An 18,037-nucleotide genomic window follows, 5' to 3' on the forward strand; every position below is an offset into this window, starting at 1 on the left:
TGGAGGAAGAATTTAATGAAAAACCTATGTAAAACGATTGTTCTTGCTACAGTTACCGCTAGTATGTTGACTTCTTGTGCTGATAATGAAATAAGTCTTGATAATGGGGACATCGGAGTCGTATATACAAACTCTTTAGAAGAAGATAGTGAATTTGTTGTTTTTAACCAAGGAGGAGAGGTTACCTCGAGTGCTACAATTGATGCTATTGGGATATTTGAAATTAGGGAAGATCGAGATGGAAACATTTTACTCCCTGCTAGGTTTAACACTGGGTTCACTAAAATTAATCCGTCTGGGAGCATATCCGAGATGGAATCTCTCGACTTCCCATATTACACCAAAATAAAAGGTGACACTCGATTAACCACATTTAATTCTGATTTAGAGTATGGAAAAGTAGAGATCAAAGAGGAAGGAAAGGAAGGTGTGGAAGTAAAATTAGACGGGATATTACCTTCAGCGACTTTTGATGATTCCTATGCATACATAAATGCTGATTTCCCTGACGTGGCAGATAGGCATATGCAATATGTCTTGGACAGGAAAAGTAAAAAAATAATAAAGAAACTAGTGATAGAACACGGAAATGCTTCTGATGTTTCCATGATCAATGGAAAAGTGGTTAGTGTCTCTAATAAAGAAGACCCATACTTAAGTGTATTGGAACCAGGTACATGGAACGTAAGCAATGTAAAACTCCCCCATCCATACTCTGAACGGATTATACCAGACGGAGATCATTTTTATGTTCTCTATAGCATGAGTCCTTACATTACAATGATGGACAGTAATACTTTCAAAGAAATTAAAACGTTCAAAGCAGATGTCCCACTTTTACAAGCGAGAGTAGATGACAAGTATATTTATTGTTTATCTCAAAGAGAAGACCAGTACGCAGGATTGATCCACATATATGATAAGAAAACTGGGGAAAAGAAAAAAGAATTTCTCTTGCCCAGAAAACGTGAGACTCTGGTTCAAGATCTTACACTATTGAAATAGGGGGGATCAATCGCAAAACACAATATGTAGCGTGTCCTTTTATATAACATATTGTGTTGTGTTGCTAAACAAGTATTTCCCATTATGATATATTCAAAATAGCCCCTCTTAATTGAGGGGATTGACTATTATAAAGGGGATGATTTCTATAGGTAAAAATGTGACCCTGGTAAAAGGACCGGGATCACTGTCAAGGAAGAGACTGACTGAAGCGAGCCAGGCAGACACATTTGACGAAGCGCGTGAAGAATGGGTTGCTGATGAACATATAAAAGAAGACGATCCTGGATTTAAGCCAGCGTGTGATTTATGTAACACTCATGTCAAGAGCAACGACGTCATTGCTAACATACACAACAATAATCGCCTTCACCTCGGAAATGAGTGCATTCGGAAATTCGAAATCAAAACTAGGAAGCCGGATGCTAGAGCATTCACTAAGTTCAAGAAAACCCTCATAAATCTATTGGAGATTCGTGGGTGGCTTCACTGCCGGCTGGTATTCAATAGACAAAATCCCTCCGAAAAAGAGGTCACTCGAATGTTCGAGATATAAAACGACATGACAATCCTCAAGTGGATAGAAACTATGTAGACACGCGGTCAGAGCGAAGTTGGCTTTGCTTTTTGTCATCTTCTTGGCTTTAAACTCATGCCTCGATTCAAAAATATTGGCTCACAAAAGCTGTATAAGCCAGCACACGGTATGACAGATTCATACTCCAACCTACAGCCCGTGCTAGCCAAAAATCCGATTAACTGGGACTTGATCTATCAGCATTATGATTAAATAGTGATATACGCCGCAGCATTGAGGTTTACACCGCAGAGACTGAAGCAATTCTTAAGCGATTCAGCCAAAATCGAACCCTGCTTTTAAAAAAAGCCTCAGTGAGATATGCAGCCCGCGTTATAGATAAAACAAAAGAAGAGTAGAAACCCCTCAATGAGAGGTTTCTACTCTTCTTTTGTTTTACATCGTTGTCCGCAATAATCCAATTACTTTCCCAAGGATAGTAACGTCAGACAATAATAACGCATGCATCTGATCATTTTCTGGCTGTAAGCGAACATGATCTTGCTCTTTGTAGAAGCGCTTTACTGTCGCTTCTCCCTCTTCAGTCATGGCGACAATAATATCTCCGTTATTAGCCGCTTGTTGCTGATGGACAATCAGCTTGTCCCCATCTAAAATGCCAGCATTGATCATACTTTCACCCTGAACGGTAAGTAAAAATACAGAGTCTTTATTGCCTACTAATTGTAGTGGTAGAGGTAAGTATTCATCCACATTTTCTACTGCTGTAATCGGTTCGCCTGCCGTAACTTTCCCAACCAATGGTATAAGCACCGACGAATCCTGCTCCACCATGGATTCATCTGCAGAACGATAAGGGTCTAAAACTTCGATGGCTCTAGGCTTCGTGGGATCGCGGCGTATATACCCCTTCTCTTCTAACCGTGCGAGATGTCCATGAACAGTTGAGCTGGAAGCAAGCCCCACAGCTTCACCGATTTCACGAACAGAAGGTGGATACCCTTTCTCTCGAACTTCGCTCTTAATAAAGTCAAGAATAGCCTGTTGACGAGTGGAGAGTTTTGACAAAGCACTCATCTCCCTTCAGTACGAATAGTGACCTCGCAATATAAGGACATTTTCTCTTTTACCAAAGTATACATGAATGTGAAGAAAAGCGCAAACATAAGTTCGAAATTCCTCTTGACGGAACGTTAGTTCTGGTATAACGTATAGGTATTCAAGCATATACTTGTACAAAGATGATCGGAAATAGAGTAAAGGAGTGTCGTTAATGTCGATCCCCCGTTGGGCAAACGTTACTGCTGTCCTAATTGTTGGATGTTTCCTCCTTTTCTTCATCGTTCGAACTGATGTGACTGCTGCAGACCCATACACCCATACAGTGGAGTGGCAAGTAGAAACAGGTGATACCCTCTGGAAAATCGCACGAGCGCATACGGGTAATCGTGAAGATGTTAGGCGTACTATCGCTACCATCATAGATATAAATCAGTTGGATAATAACGTTATTCATCCAGGACAGACACTAAAAGTTCCTGTTATAGAAGATACGGACTAGCGATTCTTTTATTCTTATAAATAAGAATATTATGTTTAATTATTTGTTGATTCTAGAAGGATGTTGATTCGTCATGAGGAATAGTATGAAAAGAAGGAGGGATGTCGTGATGGATTTATCATCTTTATTAGAGAAGTATCGTGAAGATCATCAACATCCGATCAATAAATTAACTCATGCGATTGGAATTCCGATGATTGTCATTTCGTTGCCATGGTTTTTCTTTCAATGGAAAGTAGCTCTAATCTTATTTGTGCTAGGATGGGTATTGCAATTTATCGGCCATGCCTTTGAAGGAAAAAAGCCATCTTTTTTCTCCAACCCACTATTTTTATTTGCGGGTGTGCTGTGGTGGATAAAAAAATGGAAGCGAGAGGAACAAACCCCCACTCACAAATCCAAGTCACAATAAGTAAAGACCCAAGGATACCCTTGGGTCTTTACTAGATTACTCATCGTCTCGATAACGAGCGACAAGATATGATTGTGTGATCTTATCTATCTGATCATTTTGCGTTGGCGCTTCTTGTTGCACTCTCTTCATATATTCAAGCGGAGTTTCTGTAGATTTTCGTGGAATCCCTTTATCTCTCATCTGTTTAAGGTAGGCTGAGTATTGCTTACGGATTCCCCCAATAGTTTTACTGTAGGGATACCGATCACCTTCTTTTTTCTCTTTACGATAAGAACGGGTTAAAAAAGAGCGCTCTTCTTCTATGTCCTTCATTTGAAAGGATCGGAACCGAATCCACTGCACCCTCTTATAAAGAAAGTACCCAACCAAAAGGGTGAGTATCACCATTATAGAGTAATACCAGATGGGGTTATAGTCTGCTGTCGCAACAGGAGAGAGGGGAGTCTCTTCATTTTCCGAAGGAGGTTGTTGATTATAATTCCCCCAATCGGCTCCCACAGAAATTACGTTAATCACCCACTCTGAGAATTTGCCCACAATAAATAACAAGGGTGAGAGAGCATAGATTACACCGCTTCCCAGCAGCGAGAGCACTGTACTACCGGTTGCATCTAACAGTAGTAAGAATAGAATCACAAACACCAGCAAGATTATAAGGAGGAGGGCCCCCCGTTTGCTCGTAGAAGTGGTTTGTTCTGTTAGACGGACCGCATACATCATTGTAACGATACGTACAAGAAAAAATGCGAAGATAAGTGGAACGACTACTGTTGGTAATTGTGGATCTTGCATGTATAACGTTGCAGTCAAGCTTAATAACAACAATAGAATAACGTCTTGAGTCAACTTTGATATTAAATATTGTCGAAGATAGCGTCGATCTGAATGCGTTTCCCATACTCTCCTCCAGAACAGTGCTGCAATTACGGTTAATAAAAGTGTTTGAAAAGGGGAGATCCAGTTGACAACTACGCCCCATCCTACCCAGGCGAGCAAAATACTTATCCAGTACAAAAGGAGGATAGTCCGAAAAGATATTTTTCGCTCAATGCTTACGTAAATAATCCAAGTAAGAACAAGCATAAAAAGAGTTATCCAAGGAACTACTCTTGTTCCGTCTGACGATCCAGACATAATAAAAGTAAAAGCAATCACACTGATGAGCGCATGGCTACAGAGAGAAAGGAAAAATACTGTTGAGCTTTTCATGATGTTTTTCTCCCTTCACTTTCAACTGGATAAAAATGAAGAGGTCCATCCCAATGAGGTAGTCTACTTGGTTTATTCTCTTGATAAAGATAAAGTACGTAGACAACATGACCCTGTTCGCGCAGGAAATGCAAATGAGAAGCGATTTCTTCCTCCCAATACGATGTGACAAAGAAAATCGTCTGTGCGACATTATTCTCACTGACCAACTTGTATAACAACTCAGATCCTTTTGTAAGCGGCAAGGGTAGCACTCCCCCTAGGAGATGGTGAATCTGAGAGTAATGCTGCTCACCACTGCCAATCGGTGTGTGGAGCACCGACCTTCCTTGCCACATTAAATTGGTGAGGATGCCGTAACGAAGACCTTTATGTTGCGCCTGTTGACACAGAGTAGCGACAAGCCGACATGCCTCATCCACTATTTCGAGGCGAACTCCTGCTATACTCTTGGTTTGTGTTTGACCGTTTATAACGAAAGTAATAGAAGCATCACTGGTTGTTTCCCATTGTTTTACCATCCATTCCCCGGTACGAGCCGATGCTGCCCAATGGATGGAGGTATAGGCATCGCTCTGTTGATAGGGACGGATCCCATATAAGCGAGCTGGATCCTCATTGTACCAGCGCTTCACACTTACTTCTCCCATCCAATCAGAGAGGGGTAAGGGGATGTGTGTGTGAAGTAATCTAGGTTTAACTGTGATCTTAGGGATTGTATCAATGTGTAACCGTTCACTTTTCCAACCTAACCCATCACTTAAATCAACAGTTAGAGAGGTTAAGCGATGTACTCCGCGCTGATAACAAGTAAAAGCAATCTTGCGCCTCACCTTTTGGCGAGGCAGTAGGTGGGTAGAAAAGAACACCGTTCTCTCTTTTTTATCTTCCGACATGCCACGAGGAAGCACGAGACTTACATTTATCCATGGAATTGGTAATATAGAATGATTTTCTACTACTACCCATACAACAGTAGATTCTCCTTCTATCTTTTCTGCCTCCTCTACTTCTACCCAACTGTTCACTTTCATAGGTACCCACTTGAGCCAAGCAGTGGAGTAGAGAGCTGCACCGCCAAATAAAAGAAGGATTGAAAGGATGACTGCGATCATGAAGCAGGTGCACCTTGTTCATTTTCAACTGGTGCAGTTACCTCATTGATCACACGTTCGATGATCTCTTGAGGGGTAACTTTTTGCATACGCACAGCAGGGTCAAGTACCAGACGATGGGCTAAGACGGGTTTAGCTACCTCCTTTAAATCGTCGGGGAGAACGTAGTTACGCCCACGAATAGCGGCTTGAGCTTGGGCTGCACGTCCTAATGCAATTAACCCACGCGGTGAAACCCCTAGGGAAACACCTTCCATCTTCCGTGTATGTCGCACAAGATGGAGCATATACAATTCAACATCACTACTAAAGGTTACCTCTTTAATAGCAGCTTGGACTTGTAAAATTTCTTCTGACGTCACGACAGGTGCTGTCTTTAATTTTTCTCGCTCATGAGATAAATGGAAAATTGAACGTTCTTCCTCTAAGGAAGGATATCCTAGAGAAAATTTCATAAAAAAGCGATCCAATTGCGCTTCCGGTAAAGGAAACGTCCCCTGAGACTCGATCGGATTTTGAGTCGCAATCACAAAAAATGGGGGACGGAGGGGATATGTATGTCCATCTACAGTAATCTGGCCTTCGGCCATCGCTTCTAATAAAGCTGACTGCGAACGCGGAATCGCACGATTGATCTCATCGACTAAGATCACCTGATGAAAGAGGGGCCCTTTTTGAAATTGAAATTGTTGCTTATGCTGATTATAAATGGTGCTTCCTGTTATGTCCGATGGGAGTAAATCAGGAGTACATTGAATACGGGCAAAAGTGGAGCCAATACTAACGGCTAAACTTTTCGCCAGTTCGGTTTTTCCGGTTCCCGGCATATCTTCTAACAGGACATGTCCACCTGCATATAGAGCTACCAGTAATCGCTCCACCGACTTTTCTTGCCCTACAATCGTACGAGATACTGATGTTCGCAGCTTTTCAGTTACATGAGAAATAATACTCACTAGAAAACCTCCTATGATCATGTAATAATAATGATGCATGATTTCCATTATAACGAAAAGTAGATAAATAGTATAGTGAGGCTGTTAAAAATGGATAAATGGGGGAATATAGTATAGTGTCACTTGCAAAACAACCATATTATGATACAATTAAATTGTGCACAATTTAATTGAGAGGAGGGGGAGTTCGAGTAGAGTCACAAGTTCCAGTACGATTACAGCAACAACTTTGCTTTACCGTGTATGCTACTGCACGCGAAATGCAAAAATTGTATCGTCCCTTATTGGATGAACTAGGAATTACTTACCCTCAGTATTTAGCTCTCCTTATTTTATGGGATGTAAAGTCATGTACTGTCAAACAACTGGGTGAATGGATGTATCTTGATTCTGGTACACTTACACCGATGTTAAAAAGAATGGAAGAAGCAGATTTGGTTAAGCGCGAGCGTACATCTGCGGATGAGCGGGTAGTCATGGTGCGTCTCACTCCGAAAGGGGCAGATTTGGAAAAAAAAGCAGCTTGTATTCCAGAAACGCTTCAACAATCGCTCCAGACAGAGAACCAAGATTATGCGGATCTTCTTTGTTCGCTCCAAGATCTACTACAATTGTTGCATCAACAAAACAGAAGAAATAAATAGGAGGAATATAAATCATGGAAGCTTTGTATACTGCAACAGCAACAGCGCAAGGTGGTCGCAACGGAAAAGTAACTTCATCCGATGGGATTTTAAATTTGGATGTTCGCATGCCGAAGGGTTTAGGTGGATCAGGAGAAGAAGCGACAAATCCGGAACAACTTTTTGCCGCTGGTTATTCTGCTTGTTTCGATAGTGCGCTCAACTTGGTGGCACGTCAACAAAAAGCGAAGGTAGAAACCAAAGTAACCACTCATGTAAGTATTGGCAAAGATACTGACGGTGGTTTTGCATTATCCGCCAATATGGAAGTAAGCATCACAGGGGTCGAACAAGCTGAGGCTGAGAAACTAGTAGAAATGGCCCACCAAGTGTGTCCATATTCAAAAGCAACACGCGGCAATATGGATGTCACTTTCGATGTTAGTGCCTCCTAATCCAATTAATGTTTGATATTAGAACAGGGATAGGAATTCTCTATTTGAGATTCTTATCCCTGTTTATTACGTCCATTGATCTAAGCGATCTAATGCTTCGTCTTTTTCTGAGTTGATGACATGTGTATAGATCTGAGTGGTTTGAATACTGGAATGGCCTAAGATTTCCTGAACTACCCGCAAGTTTTCTCCATTGGAGAGAAGGAGAGTAGCTAATGTATGGCGCAGTTTATGGGGAGATATATTGGATGACTTAGGGGGCAATTGTGCCTCTCGTACGTATTTTTGCAGCGCTTCATTTACTCCCTTACGTCCTAATCGTGTTCGGTTCTTATTAAGAAATAAAGCGTCGGAACTATCTTTAGCTATAGGTCGATGCTGGAGATAGTGGCTCAAAGCGGACTCTGCTGTCTGGTTTAATTTGAGTACGCGCTCTTTTCCTCCTTTCCCCAATACAAATATATGTACGTTATTGTGATCTCGCTGTACATTATTTAGATTAAGGCCTACCAGTTCTGATACACGCATCCCTGTATTTAATAGCATAAGCAACATCGCACGATCACGATATTCGTGCCAATTACTCTTACGCAATTTCTTTTTCCCATGATAGGTAGCGATAGCTTCAATCAGACGTAGCGCTTCCTCGCGGGTGAGGAATACAGGGACTCGTTTCTTCGAACGTGAGCGTAAACTGGCATCCTCGTATTCTTCCATTGGATCTTTATCTAACGCACCCAGTTTAACCAGATAGCGAAAGAGAGAGCGTAGTGAGGCGCGTTTTCGCTGTTTACCCGCATACGTATTTTCACGGTAATGTTTCCGCTCGATCCATTTGCGTTCCACTTCTCCGGTAATAGGATCTTCCCTCCTCAATTGTATCTGAATCACACGTTCATAACCATTTTCAATATGACGGAAGAAGCGCTTAATGGTTATGGGACGTATTTCTTCGAGAGCGATCCCTTTTTCTTTAAGGTAGTCGAAAAATAAAGCAAAATCATACGCATAGTTAGAAATCGTTTGCTGAGAGCGGTCTGCGCTAATCATTTCTAAGAAAAATTCCTGCACGTCTTCTGGAAACCCCAATACCAGTCGATTAATGCTAGGGGATAGTTTTCGCGAAAAGGGATAATCTGTTGTAGCCATCGATTCTCTCCTTGTTTTGTAACGTTGTTCAACCTATTTATACCATGATTAGGAGGGAAAATCACCTCCTTTTTCATAACTAACCCCCTTTTTGCCAACACTAAGAAGGAGATTCCAGTAGAGAGGGGCAAGGAATGAATTTACTTGAAAAGATTCTTCACAAGGCGATCGATCGCCGTACTTTTCTCAAAGCAACGAGCTTGTATGCGATGATGTCTCTGGGGGCAACCATTTTACACCCCCCTGCTATACTAGCTCAGAAGCGTTCACTCATTCCTTATTTCTCTACATATCCTTTTTCAGTAGGCGTCGCCTCTGGAGATCCACTGCCAGACGGTATCATTATTTGGACTCGTCTTATAATGGATCGTGAATCTATGGAACGTTTACGTTCCCATCCATTGGATGTGCATTGGGAAGTAGCGGAAGATAAGCGATTTAAACGAATTGTGCATGCGGGCACCACAGTAGCCCGGCCTGATCTTCATTATGCGGTACATGTGGATGTACGCGGATTAAAAGCGAATCGAGAATACTACTATCGCTTTTTAGCTGGGAATGAACAAAGTCCAATCGGGAGAACGAAAACAGCTCCCGCTGCAGAGGAAATGCCTTCTGCGCTTTCATTTGCCTTTGCTTCTTGTCAAAATTACGAGCATGGATACTATACTGCCTTTGATCATATGGCACGGGAAGAGCTTGATTTTGTCCTGCATTTGGGAGACTATATTTACGAATATGGAGCAAATCAATTAGTGGCACCACGAGAGGGTAAAGCTCGAAAACACTCGGGAGGAAAATGTAAAACACTTAGTGATTATCGCAAACGATATACTCAATATCGCCAAGACCCCTATCTGCAAAAAGCACATGCCCTTTTCCCATGGATAGTAGTCTGGGATGATCATGAAGTAGAAAACAACTATGCAAGCGATATTCCGCAACGAGGATCACGGCGTTCGTTCTTACTAAAAAGAAAGGCAGCCTATCAAGCTTACTACGAAAATATGCCGATCCGTCTGTTTTCAGAGCCCCAAGGAGACACGATGCGAATTTATCGTAGCTTTACCTATGGGAGATTAGCTCAATTTTATCTGTTAGATACGCGTCAATATCGAGATGATCAAAAGCCAGGGGATGGATGGAGATCCCTAGATTCTATTCCGCAGGATGGACGAACATTGTTAGGCAACGAACAGGAACGGTGGCTATTTAAAGAGTTGAAAAGTTCATCCGCCCAGTGGAATGTATTAGCTCAGCAAGTCTTTTTCTCGCAATATATCCGATTAAAGCAGGGAAAACGAAGAGTTAATACTGATTCTTGGGATGGATATCCGGATGCGCGCAAGCGTTTAATAGAGTATATGTCGAATGAGAAAGTAAATAATCCTGTTGTATTGACTGGAGATGTTCATTCCAACTGGGTTAGTGATATTAAAGAAGACTTCAAAGATGCCAATGCAGCCATTATAGCTACTGAATTTGTTGGCACATCAATAACTTCAGAAGGGGATGGCAGTGAAACCCTATCACAGGTAGAGAAGATCAAGAAAGAGAACCCTCATTTACTTTACTGTAATAACCAGCGTGGATATGTCCGTTGTCAATTGACGGAACAATCATGGCAGACCGATTTTCGCATTGTTCCGTATGTGAGTAAACCTTATGCTCCGATCCATACGCATGCTCGTTATATTATAAATGCAGGAAAAGCAGGGGCGAAACGACAAAAATAAAACAGAGCGCAGGCGGCTCTGTTTTATTTTTGTGGAGGTGATACATTCCAGATATGGTTATAAAAATAAGTTACTTGCTTCTGAGCAACAGGCATTTGATTTTCATGACTATAAAAGATATCGCGTACTCGGGCTCGCTCTGATTGCATTGGGTCATTACCTTCTGCTATCTCAATGAGAGATTGCATAAATGCTGCAAAAGTAGTAGGACGTGAACCAGGAGTAACTTCAAAGTAATCGAAGTACATCTCATTAGACTGTTGCAAATATACCTCTAAGTCATAGCAGAAGAATAACACTGGGCGATCGAGTAATAAATAGTCGGTGTAACAACTAGAGTAATCTGTGACAAGAATATCCGTATACTTGAGCAACATTTGTGGATCTATACCCTCTTGACTCACATCATGCACATGGCGCAGTGTGGGGATTTCTCCTCGGCTATACATGTGTCGCTTAATAACAAACTTATAGCCGTACTCCTCACAAAACTGATCTAGCTCCTCTAAATCCATAATTACGCTCAGGTCCGCATCCAATTTACCAAAACGGCGGTGGGTTGGCATATACGTAATTACCTTATTCTCTTTTATCCATGATGGGACTGCTTCATCTTCATTCGAATTTATATAGAAGACATCATTTCGTGCTTGACCGAGAGGGAGGACATTATCCGCCGAAGTTAAAAATGTTTCTGGATAGTATGATGAAACAGCATCACTAGTCGAAATCACATAATTTTCCTTGGCTACTTGCGTTTTTACTACAGGACTCTTAATGAAGCGAATAAGAGGGCGTTTATCATGTAATGCTTTGTAAGTAAACGTGTTTTTGTTCGCCCCCCATACTTTTTTTAGTCCAACACCATGCCAAGTATTGATTGAGGTGGCCCCTCCCAATAAGTAACGATTAAAATCATCATGAATGGAGTGTGAATGTATAAACGTTCGTGCTCGCAACTGATAATAAATACCTTTTAATGAATGATAGTGATATGCTTCAATTCCTTCATTTTGTAAAGACTCCACGACATCTTTTTTCTTTAATACCCAGATACAGCGAAAACGCGAGTCAGTGTTCATGTGCAAAAAGAGATATTTAGGGTTACCTCGATATCCACCCCCATTTTCAGCACCAAAAACAATAAGTTTGTTATCACGTGGAAAAAGGCGAGCCAAGTTATATATCGTTACTCCTACATACCGTCTTGTCCATACTTTAAGCAGGCGTATCACTTTTCGTATCTTTGGACTTAAAATAATTCCCATCATCATTCCCAGTACCCATCCGATCAGGAGGAACAGAAGCGATGTATTATTGTGTAACTCCCACATAATCGATGTCACCATCCTTTTTCATATAAGTATAACTTCACCAACCTGCATAATATGAAGGAGGAGGCCGTCCGTCACGGACGTCCTCCTACCATAAGTAGTAACTCATATTGTATATTTTTTATCTTACTTGTGTTGCTTTACGGATAACTATGTTTTGTCCATCAAGACAAACGCCGTTGTCAGAGAGAAGGTTATCTACTACACCAGCCACATGTTCTGGCTGCATAATTTTAGATTGGTCTTCATCAGGTGCGAGAGCACGGCGAAGATCGGTTGCACATCTTCCTGGAGAAACACAATAAACCCGAATCCCATATTCCGCTAGCTCTTCGGAAAGGGTATGAGACATGCTGATCAATGCAGCCTTTGATGAAGAATAAGAGAGCCAACCCGGGCGTGCACTCATCCCTGCGGTCGAAGCTACGTTTAGGATGCTTCCGCCGTTCTTTTTCATGTATTTGACTGCTTCACGGGTAATCATGAAGACAGAATGGACGTTAATACGATAGGTTAACTCCCAGTTGTCTAAAGTGGTTTCTAATAAAGACTTGGGATCAGCATAGCCTGCTACATTGAGAAGATAATCGATCGAACCATATCTTTCCCCAATCTGAGTGATAATCTGTTGGATTTCTTCGAAATGGGCCAGATCAACACTATATAGTTCGATGTTTTTCTCCGGATTCATTAATGCCTTTGTTTCTTCTAACCCTTCACCGTTTCGTGCGATTAAAATCACATTCTCAATATCTTCTCGCTGACTCATCTGTAGAGCGATCGCACGACCAATACCACGACTCGCTCCAGTAATAATACACGTTCTCACCTTATTCGCCTCCTAAAATATATTCCTTATAGATGACTTCTCCGATTTTTTGATCAATCGGTCTCGTAATCTTGATGTTGTACTCTGTTCCTGGCATTACCTTAACTTGTCCCTTTTGATAGTGGAAAAATAAGCTTACATCTTCTGTGAATGAAGATCCATCCGTGATAGCTTGCCGATGGGAGGCTAAAAGCTGATCCCGATTAAACTTTTGTGGAAGCTGTATGTTAATGAGTTCGTTCCGATCCAAGTTCTTTTCAATATACTCTTTACCTTGTAAAACCGTAAAGGGAATTTCAAACCCATATGTGGCATTTTCGTCTGGACATTGAATTAGCGCTTCTATTTCTTCTACCAAGACAAAAGGACGTACAGCCTCATGAATGATCACAGATGGGGAACTTGTTTCCGCCAAAGCTTTATGTACTGAGTCTTGACGAGTGGAACCACCTTCAATCACGCGAATTGATTTGGCAAAAGAATGACGTGAAATCATCTCTTTCGTCTGTTCAATATAGGCATGTGGAGAGGGTATAATAATTTCCCGAATCGCATCAATACGGTCAGCCTTTTCCAAAACATGAATGATCATTGGTTTTCCACCAATTTGCAAGAACTGCTTTGGAGTATTTACTTTCATTCTCGTACCGATTCCGCCTGCAAGCAAGATCATGGATACGTTTTTCACTAGACTGCACCTCTTTTTTGTGTGATTTGATTTCTAATATCAAGGTGATTCGTGTTGATTTTCTTATAATTACCCATTTAGAAACCACTCAACTCAACTTTATTCACCAGACGTCCTTACTATCTTACCAAGAATCGGGCGCAATGAAAACTATTTTTCCTGGTTACGCTAGGGAATATACTTTGCTTCACATTGATGATCAATAGGAGTTAAAAATTCACCATTGACTAATGTGGTCAATTGGAGTATCATGGAATTAAATTTGAAAATCATCGCAATATTAGAACTGAAGGATGGGCTACTCATATGTTCACCAAATTTAATAATATTGACGACAAGAAGCGAGAGAGGATACTTAATGCCGCAATTAAAGAGTTCTCTCTGAAGGGGTACGCTCAAGCTTCGACTAACGAAATAGTAAAGGCATCGGCAATCTCAAAAGGAATTCTTTTTCACTATTTCAATAATAAAAAGCAGCTATACTTGTATGTGTATGATTACGGATTTGAACTTCTGTCCAGTCACTTTTACAATTACTTGGATCGAGATGAACCTGATGTTTTGAAGAGGTTAGAGCAATCGATGCGCATCAAACTAAGGCTTCTAAAGAGGTATCCGCATTTGTTTCTTTTTTTTGAACGAGCGATTATCGAAGATGCCGTTGATGTTAAAAAGGATTTAGAGGAACGGAAAAATCAGCAAACTGAACAAGGATACCAGTACTTGTACAACGGGATTGATCTCGGTTTATTTAAAGACGATATCGATACTACACAAGCTTTAAAAGTAATCGTGTGGTCTCTCGAAGGAATAAGCAACCAATACTTCAGCCGTGCGAGAGCAACTTCTTCCCATACGATTAATTATGAAGACGTTTTTGGTGAAGTAAAACGATCTCTAGATCTGTTTCGTACTTGTTTTTATAAAGAGGGGGAAGGCGACAATGAACGTCATTGAGTTAAACAGTTTAACAAAAATGTACGGACAAGAGCGGGGGATACTGGATGTGAGTTTTCATGTAGAGGAAGGAGAGATTTTCGGATTTATTGGCCCCAATGGAGCAGGTAAGTCGACTACGATTCGCACTTTGCTATCGCTCATTTATCCGACAAGCGGTAGCGCAACTATTTTTGGCAAAGATATCGTACAATCTGCCCCGGAAATTAAAAAGGAGATTGGATATTTGCCATCTGAGGTGTTTTACTATGACAACATGAGAGTGAAAGACTTACTCCGTTATTCAGCTAGTTTCTATAAGAAAGATTGTCACCAACGGATCCAACATCTCGCCGATACGCTTAACCTCGATTTGGAGCGGAAGATTGATGACCTCTCTTTTGGCAACAAAAAAAAGGTGGGAATCGTGCAGGGATTATTACATTCCCCCAAGTTAATCATTCTAGATGAACCAACAAGCGGGCTTGATCCCTTGATGCAACAAACCTTTTTCGATTTATTACGCGAGGAGAACAAGCGTGGAGCCACAATATTATTCTCTTCCCATATTTTAAGTGAGGTTCAAAAGCTTTGTGATCGTGTTGCGATTATAAAAGAGGGGCGTTTGGTCAAGGTGGAAAAAATAAGTGAATTGAAAGAGAACAGTCCCAAAAAAGTAGAGTTGGAAACGGTTTCCCATACCGCACTCGAATCTTTTGATCTTCCTGGTATTAGTAATCTGGAAAGGAAAGAGGAAGTAATTAGTTTCCTTTATCGAGGTAATATTAATCCTCTCATGCAGAAGTTGGCGGCAATAGAAATCCTTACACTCAGCATAGAGGAGCCCGATTTGGAGGAAATCTTCATGCATTACTATCAAAAGGAGAATATGAGCGATGAACATCTTTCTTCATGAGCTAAAAGCCCACCGCAATGCCACGCTCATCTGGTCGCTTTCTCTTTCCATGTTAATCGCATTTTTCATGTCTATGTATCCTGCTATCGCCAAAGAAGCGGAAGATTTTAAAGAATTATTAGCTGGCTATCCTCCCGAGTTTTTAGCGGCTTTTGGGATCGCGCTTGATTCAATCACTTCACTCCTCGGTTACTATTCCTATGTATTTCTATATATTGTGTTATGTACCGCGATCCAAGGGATGCATTTAGGAATCTCGATTCTCTCTAAGGAAGCACGTGAACAGACGGCTGATTTTCTTCTCACAAAACCAATTGCACGCACTACCATTGTGACTGCCAAATTGTTCGCAGCGATCACATTAATTGTACTAACAAATGCAATTTATATGGGTGCGGCGGCGCTTACTCTTATGGTTGTAGGGGAGGAGTCGTTCTCCACAACTACTTTTCTACTTATCACCAGTAGCTCGTTATGGGTAGCGTTCATGTTTTTTGCTTTCGGCATTTGTTTATCCGTCGTTCTGCGTCGAGTAAAAGCAGTGGTTTCATTCTCACTTGGGATTGTCTTTTCTTTTTTTGTCTTAAGTATGTTGGCATCTGCTATGGGAAAGGATGCCTTATCCTATTTCACACCTTTCCTTTATTATGATACAGCCTATATTTTGAAACACAAAGCATACGAACTCAAATTTGTCATTATTCAACTCGGCTTTATCATCACCACGATTACGGCAACCTATCTAATCTATATAAAGAAAGATATTGATTCTGTATAAGGGGGTGGGGGAATGAGCTTGTTTTTTCATGAATTAAAATCTAAATGGAAAGCTTTGTTTTTCTGGTGTCTGGGTGCAAGTGCTCTGGTTGTCTCCGGAATGAGTGAATATAGCGGACTACAGGGCACAGGAGAGTCGATGAACGAGTTGATCGCTCAGATGCCAGAATCGCTCCAAGCGATCTTAGGAACAGGAACACTTGATCTATCCACAGCCACAGGTTACTTCGGGATGTTATTTTCGTATCTGATTTTGATTACTACGATCCATGCGGTCTTACTAGGCACAAGTACGATTGTAAAAGAAGAGCGCGAGCGAACAGCAGAATTTCTTATGGTAAAACCGATCTCCCGCAGTCGTGTACTCACACATAAGCTGCTTGCTGCTGGATGTAATCTCTTGCTCCTCAATGGAGCCAGCACCATAACGGCAGTAATCAGCATCTCTGTTTTTGCTACCGAAGGAGAATCGAGTAAGCATGTTGTAATGCTGATGATAGGAATGCTGTTGACACAATTAATTTTCTTTACACTGGGCATTACTATAGCTACATGGGGAAAGTGGTTAAAACGCAGTACCATCATCGGAGCAACACTCTTACTTATCTGCTATCTCCTGTCTATCGCTATTGATTTAAATCCAAGTTTTGAAGCACTGAGCTACGTGACACCTTTTAAATACTTCGAAGCCAAAGTTATCTTAAACGAAGGCTCCTTAGACCCACTCTTTCTTACTATTTCATTTATCGTGATTGTGCTGAGCATACTTGGGAGCTACTCTTTATATAAGAGACGTGATCTACAAATATGAAGTTAATCAAAATAAGAGGACAGAGAGGATTTTCCGCTCTCTGTCCTCTTATTTTGCACTTAGTTACGTTATATTCACTTAACGTAACAAAAGAATGATTTTGTTACGTTATATATTCGGAATCGAAAAAAGCGGGCTTCATATTCCTTTTTTAAGAGCATTTATTTCAAAAAACGTCCTATACCATTAAAACGATATAAACCTCCTTATATGCTAAATAAGCGCCTATAACGAGGTGATACCCACTTGAGATGAATTTTCTTCAATAACGCCACCCGATAAATCTCTTAATTACCTTATATAGTAAAAAATATAGTAAAAAATACTTGGATCGGTATACTTCCCTCACGATCTGTACAAGGGAAATATGTCTAAATTCACTTTGTATAGTCTACTTATTATTTCTATCCAAGCAGTAACTATTTACATTCATATACTGTATTAAACGAATAGAAAGGAATGTGTAGATTGAGCCATTACTTTAGTAAAAAGAAATTAGCACAAAAGAAAAGGAAGTTTCCACGAAAAGCAGACCCCGGTACTGTTAATCCGGATAATATAGGGGATTTTTTCTCCGATCCTTCACAGGGTGGCACCGATGATGTGATAACTGCTACGGGACCTGCTCCGTCACCTCTCCCTTCTATGGTTTCACCTGATATCATCGCTAGTATTGGAAATGTACAAACCTTTGATTTACAAACATTTAACCCCCAAAGTATGTCTGTAATCGAATTAACTAGACAATCCGTCGTGGTCACCGTAGGCAGAGGATTAAGAGAGCTCCCTCTCATACGTTTAGAAGCAGGCGAAGGCGCAGTTGTACTTTTTAATGATGTATCAGGTAGACCAGCCGCGTCCTTAATCGTTCAAGGTAATTTATCCCTTAATCATCGATTGCGCCGGGTAATCTTAAATACCGGTGAATTTGTTGCTGTTATTCGATCTCAACGCTCCTCCTAACAAAACTAAAATTACCACTTG

Annotated in this window: 20 protein-coding genes and 1 pseudogene; 13 read left to right on the forward strand and 8 right to left on the reverse strand. The window is 41.0% G+C overall.

Annotation, left to right across the window (positions count from 1 at the left end):
- The first annotated feature begins 15 nt into the window (after window positions 1-15).
- The 3 genes and pseudogenes from NXZ84_RS05550 to NXZ84_RS05560 form a co-directional block, all read left to right on the forward strand.
- Window positions 16-1,005 carry a YncE family protein gene (locus NXZ84_RS05550; protein WP_258839268.1) on the forward strand — a complete coding sequence of 330 codons (990 nt, stop codon included), beginning with the start codon at window positions 16-18 and terminating at the stop codon, window positions 1,003-1,005.
- 121 nt (window positions 1,006-1,126) lie between these two features.
- The gene (locus NXZ84_RS05555) at window positions 1,127-1,561 is read left to right on the forward strand and encodes a hypothetical protein (protein WP_258839269.1); all 435 of its coding nucleotides are present in this window, start codon (window positions 1,127-1,129) and stop codon (window positions 1,559-1,561) included.
- A gap of 17 nt (window positions 1,562-1,578) precedes the next feature.
- Window positions 1,579-1,878, forward strand: a pseudogene (locus NXZ84_RS05560) (Tn3 family transposase); the annotation flags it as partial.
- A gap of 100 nt (window positions 1,879-1,978) precedes the next feature.
- Here NXZ84_RS05560 and lexA read toward each other — a convergent pair.
- Window positions 1,979-2,611, reverse strand: coding sequence for a transcriptional repressor LexA (gene lexA, locus NXZ84_RS05565; protein WP_258839270.1), 633 nt, complete (start codon window positions 2,609-2,611; stop codon window positions 1,979-1,981).
- 205 nt (window positions 2,612-2,816) lie between these two features.
- Here lexA and NXZ84_RS05570 point away from each other — a divergent pair, with 205 nt between their 5' ends.
- Both NXZ84_RS05570 and NXZ84_RS05575 read left to right on the forward strand, forming a co-directional pair.
- The gene (locus NXZ84_RS05570) at window positions 2,817-3,104 is read left to right on the forward strand and encodes a LysM peptidoglycan-binding domain-containing protein (RefSeq protein ID WP_258839271.1); all 288 of its coding nucleotides are present in this window, start codon (window positions 2,817-2,819) and stop codon (window positions 3,102-3,104) included.
- A 109-nt stretch (window positions 3,105-3,213) separates the two neighbouring features.
- Entirely contained in the window at window positions 3,214-3,516 is a 303-nt protein-coding gene (locus NXZ84_RS05575) for a DUF962 domain-containing protein (RefSeq protein ID WP_258839272.1), read from the forward strand.
- A 36-nt stretch (window positions 3,517-3,552) separates the two neighbouring features.
- On the opposite strand, the gene NXZ84_RS05580 is transcribed toward NXZ84_RS05575, so the two are convergent.
- The 3 genes from NXZ84_RS05580 to NXZ84_RS05590 are packed head-to-tail and all read right to left on the reverse strand — an operon-like array spanning window position 3,553 to window position 6,799.
- Window positions 3,553-4,728 carry a DUF4129 domain-containing protein gene (locus tag NXZ84_RS05580; protein ID WP_258839273.1) on the reverse strand — a complete coding sequence of 392 codons (1,176 nt, stop codon included), beginning with the start codon at window positions 4,726-4,728 and terminating at the stop codon, window positions 3,553-3,555.
- Window positions 4,725-5,843 (reverse strand): DUF58 domain-containing protein, encoded by a 1,119-nt coding sequence (locus tag NXZ84_RS05585; RefSeq protein WP_258839274.1) that lies wholly within the window; start codon window positions 5,841-5,843, stop codon window positions 4,725-4,727. The genes NXZ84_RS05580 and NXZ84_RS05585 overlap by 4 nt, the downstream gene beginning before the upstream one ends.
- Window positions 5,840-6,799, reverse strand: a complete 960-nt coding sequence (locus NXZ84_RS05590; protein WP_258839275.1) for an AAA family ATPase — start codon at window positions 6,797-6,799, stop codon at window positions 5,840-5,842. Before NXZ84_RS05590 ends, NXZ84_RS05585 begins: the two co-directional genes overlap by 4 nt.
- A gap of 170 nt (window positions 6,800-6,969) precedes the next feature.
- On the opposite strand from NXZ84_RS05590, the gene NXZ84_RS05595 reads away from it, so the two are divergent.
- On the forward strand, window positions 6,970-7,443 hold the full coding sequence (locus tag NXZ84_RS05595; protein ID WP_258839276.1) for a MarR family winged helix-turn-helix transcriptional regulator: 474 nt from the start codon (window positions 6,970-6,972) through the stop codon (window positions 7,441-7,443).
- 14 nt (window positions 7,444-7,457) lie between these two features.
- Complete coding sequence (locus NXZ84_RS05600) at window positions 7,458-7,877, forward strand: organic hydroperoxide resistance protein (RefSeq protein WP_258839277.1); 420 nt, start codon at window positions 7,458-7,460, stop codon at window positions 7,875-7,877.
- A 66-nt stretch (window positions 7,878-7,943) separates the two neighbouring features.
- On the opposite strand, the gene NXZ84_RS05605 is transcribed toward NXZ84_RS05600, so the two are convergent.
- Complete coding sequence (locus tag NXZ84_RS05605; RefSeq protein ID WP_258839278.1) at window positions 7,944-9,026, reverse strand: tyrosine-type recombinase/integrase; 1,083 nt, start codon at window positions 9,024-9,026, stop codon at window positions 7,944-7,946.
- A 134-nt stretch (window positions 9,027-9,160) separates the two neighbouring features.
- Here NXZ84_RS05605 and NXZ84_RS05610 point away from each other — a divergent pair, with 134 nt between their 5' ends.
- The gene (locus NXZ84_RS05610; protein ID WP_258839279.1) at window positions 9,161-10,762 is read left to right on the forward strand and encodes an alkaline phosphatase D family protein; all 1,602 of its coding nucleotides are present in this window, start codon (window positions 9,161-9,163) and stop codon (window positions 10,760-10,762) included.
- Between the two features lie 23 nt (window positions 10,763-10,785).
- On the opposite strand, the gene NXZ84_RS05615 is transcribed toward NXZ84_RS05610, so the two are convergent.
- The 3 genes from NXZ84_RS05615 to NXZ84_RS05625 form a co-directional block, all read right to left on the reverse strand.
- The gene (locus NXZ84_RS05615; protein ID WP_258839280.1) at window positions 10,786-12,111 is read right to left on the reverse strand and encodes a CDP-glycerol glycerophosphotransferase family protein; all 1,326 of its coding nucleotides are present in this window, start codon (window positions 12,109-12,111) and stop codon (window positions 10,786-10,788) included.
- A 106-nt stretch (window positions 12,112-12,217) separates the two neighbouring features.
- Window positions 12,218-12,925, reverse strand: coding sequence for an SDR family oxidoreductase (locus NXZ84_RS05620; protein WP_258839281.1), 708 nt, complete (start codon window positions 12,923-12,925; stop codon window positions 12,218-12,220).
- Window position 12,926: 1 nt separating this feature from the next.
- Window positions 12,927-13,613, reverse strand: coding sequence for an IspD/TarI family cytidylyltransferase (locus tag NXZ84_RS05625; RefSeq protein ID WP_258839282.1), 687 nt, complete (start codon window positions 13,611-13,613; stop codon window positions 12,927-12,929).
- Between the two features lie 306 nt (window positions 13,614-13,919).
- Here NXZ84_RS05625 and NXZ84_RS05630 point away from each other — a divergent pair, with 306 nt between their 5' ends.
- The 5 genes from NXZ84_RS05630 to NXZ84_RS05650 all read left to right on the forward strand — a co-directional run bounded on the left by NXZ84_RS05630 (window position 13,920) and on the right by NXZ84_RS05650 (window position 18,016).
- Window positions 13,920-14,570, forward strand: a complete 651-nt coding sequence (locus tag NXZ84_RS05630; protein WP_258839283.1) for a TetR/AcrR family transcriptional regulator — start codon at window positions 13,920-13,922, stop codon at window positions 14,568-14,570.
- Window positions 14,557-15,465, forward strand: coding sequence for an ABC transporter ATP-binding protein (locus NXZ84_RS05635; protein ID WP_258839284.1), 909 nt, complete (start codon window positions 14,557-14,559; stop codon window positions 15,463-15,465). Before NXZ84_RS05630 ends, NXZ84_RS05635 begins: the two co-directional genes overlap by 14 nt.
- Window positions 15,446-16,243 carry an ABC transporter permease gene (locus tag NXZ84_RS05640; protein ID WP_258839285.1) on the forward strand — a complete coding sequence of 266 codons (798 nt, stop codon included), beginning with the start codon at window positions 15,446-15,448 and terminating at the stop codon, window positions 16,241-16,243. Before NXZ84_RS05635 ends, NXZ84_RS05640 begins: the two co-directional genes overlap by 20 nt.
- 12 nt (window positions 16,244-16,255) lie before the next feature.
- On the forward strand, window positions 16,256-17,053 hold the full coding sequence (locus NXZ84_RS05645; protein ID WP_258839286.1) for an ABC transporter permease subunit: 798 nt from the start codon (window positions 16,256-16,258) through the stop codon (window positions 17,051-17,053).
- A 468-nt stretch (window positions 17,054-17,521) separates the two neighbouring features.
- A complete protein-coding gene (locus NXZ84_RS05650) occupies window positions 17,522-18,016 on the forward strand; it encodes a hypothetical protein (protein ID WP_258839287.1) in 495 nt (164 codons plus the stop codon).
- Window positions 18,017-18,037 lie beyond the last annotated feature (21 nt).

The sequence above is a fragment of the Mechercharimyces sp. CAU 1602 genome (genome assembly GCF_024753565.1).
Classification (GTDB): domain Bacteria; phylum Bacillota; class Bacilli; order Thermoactinomycetales; family JANTPT01; genus Mechercharimyces.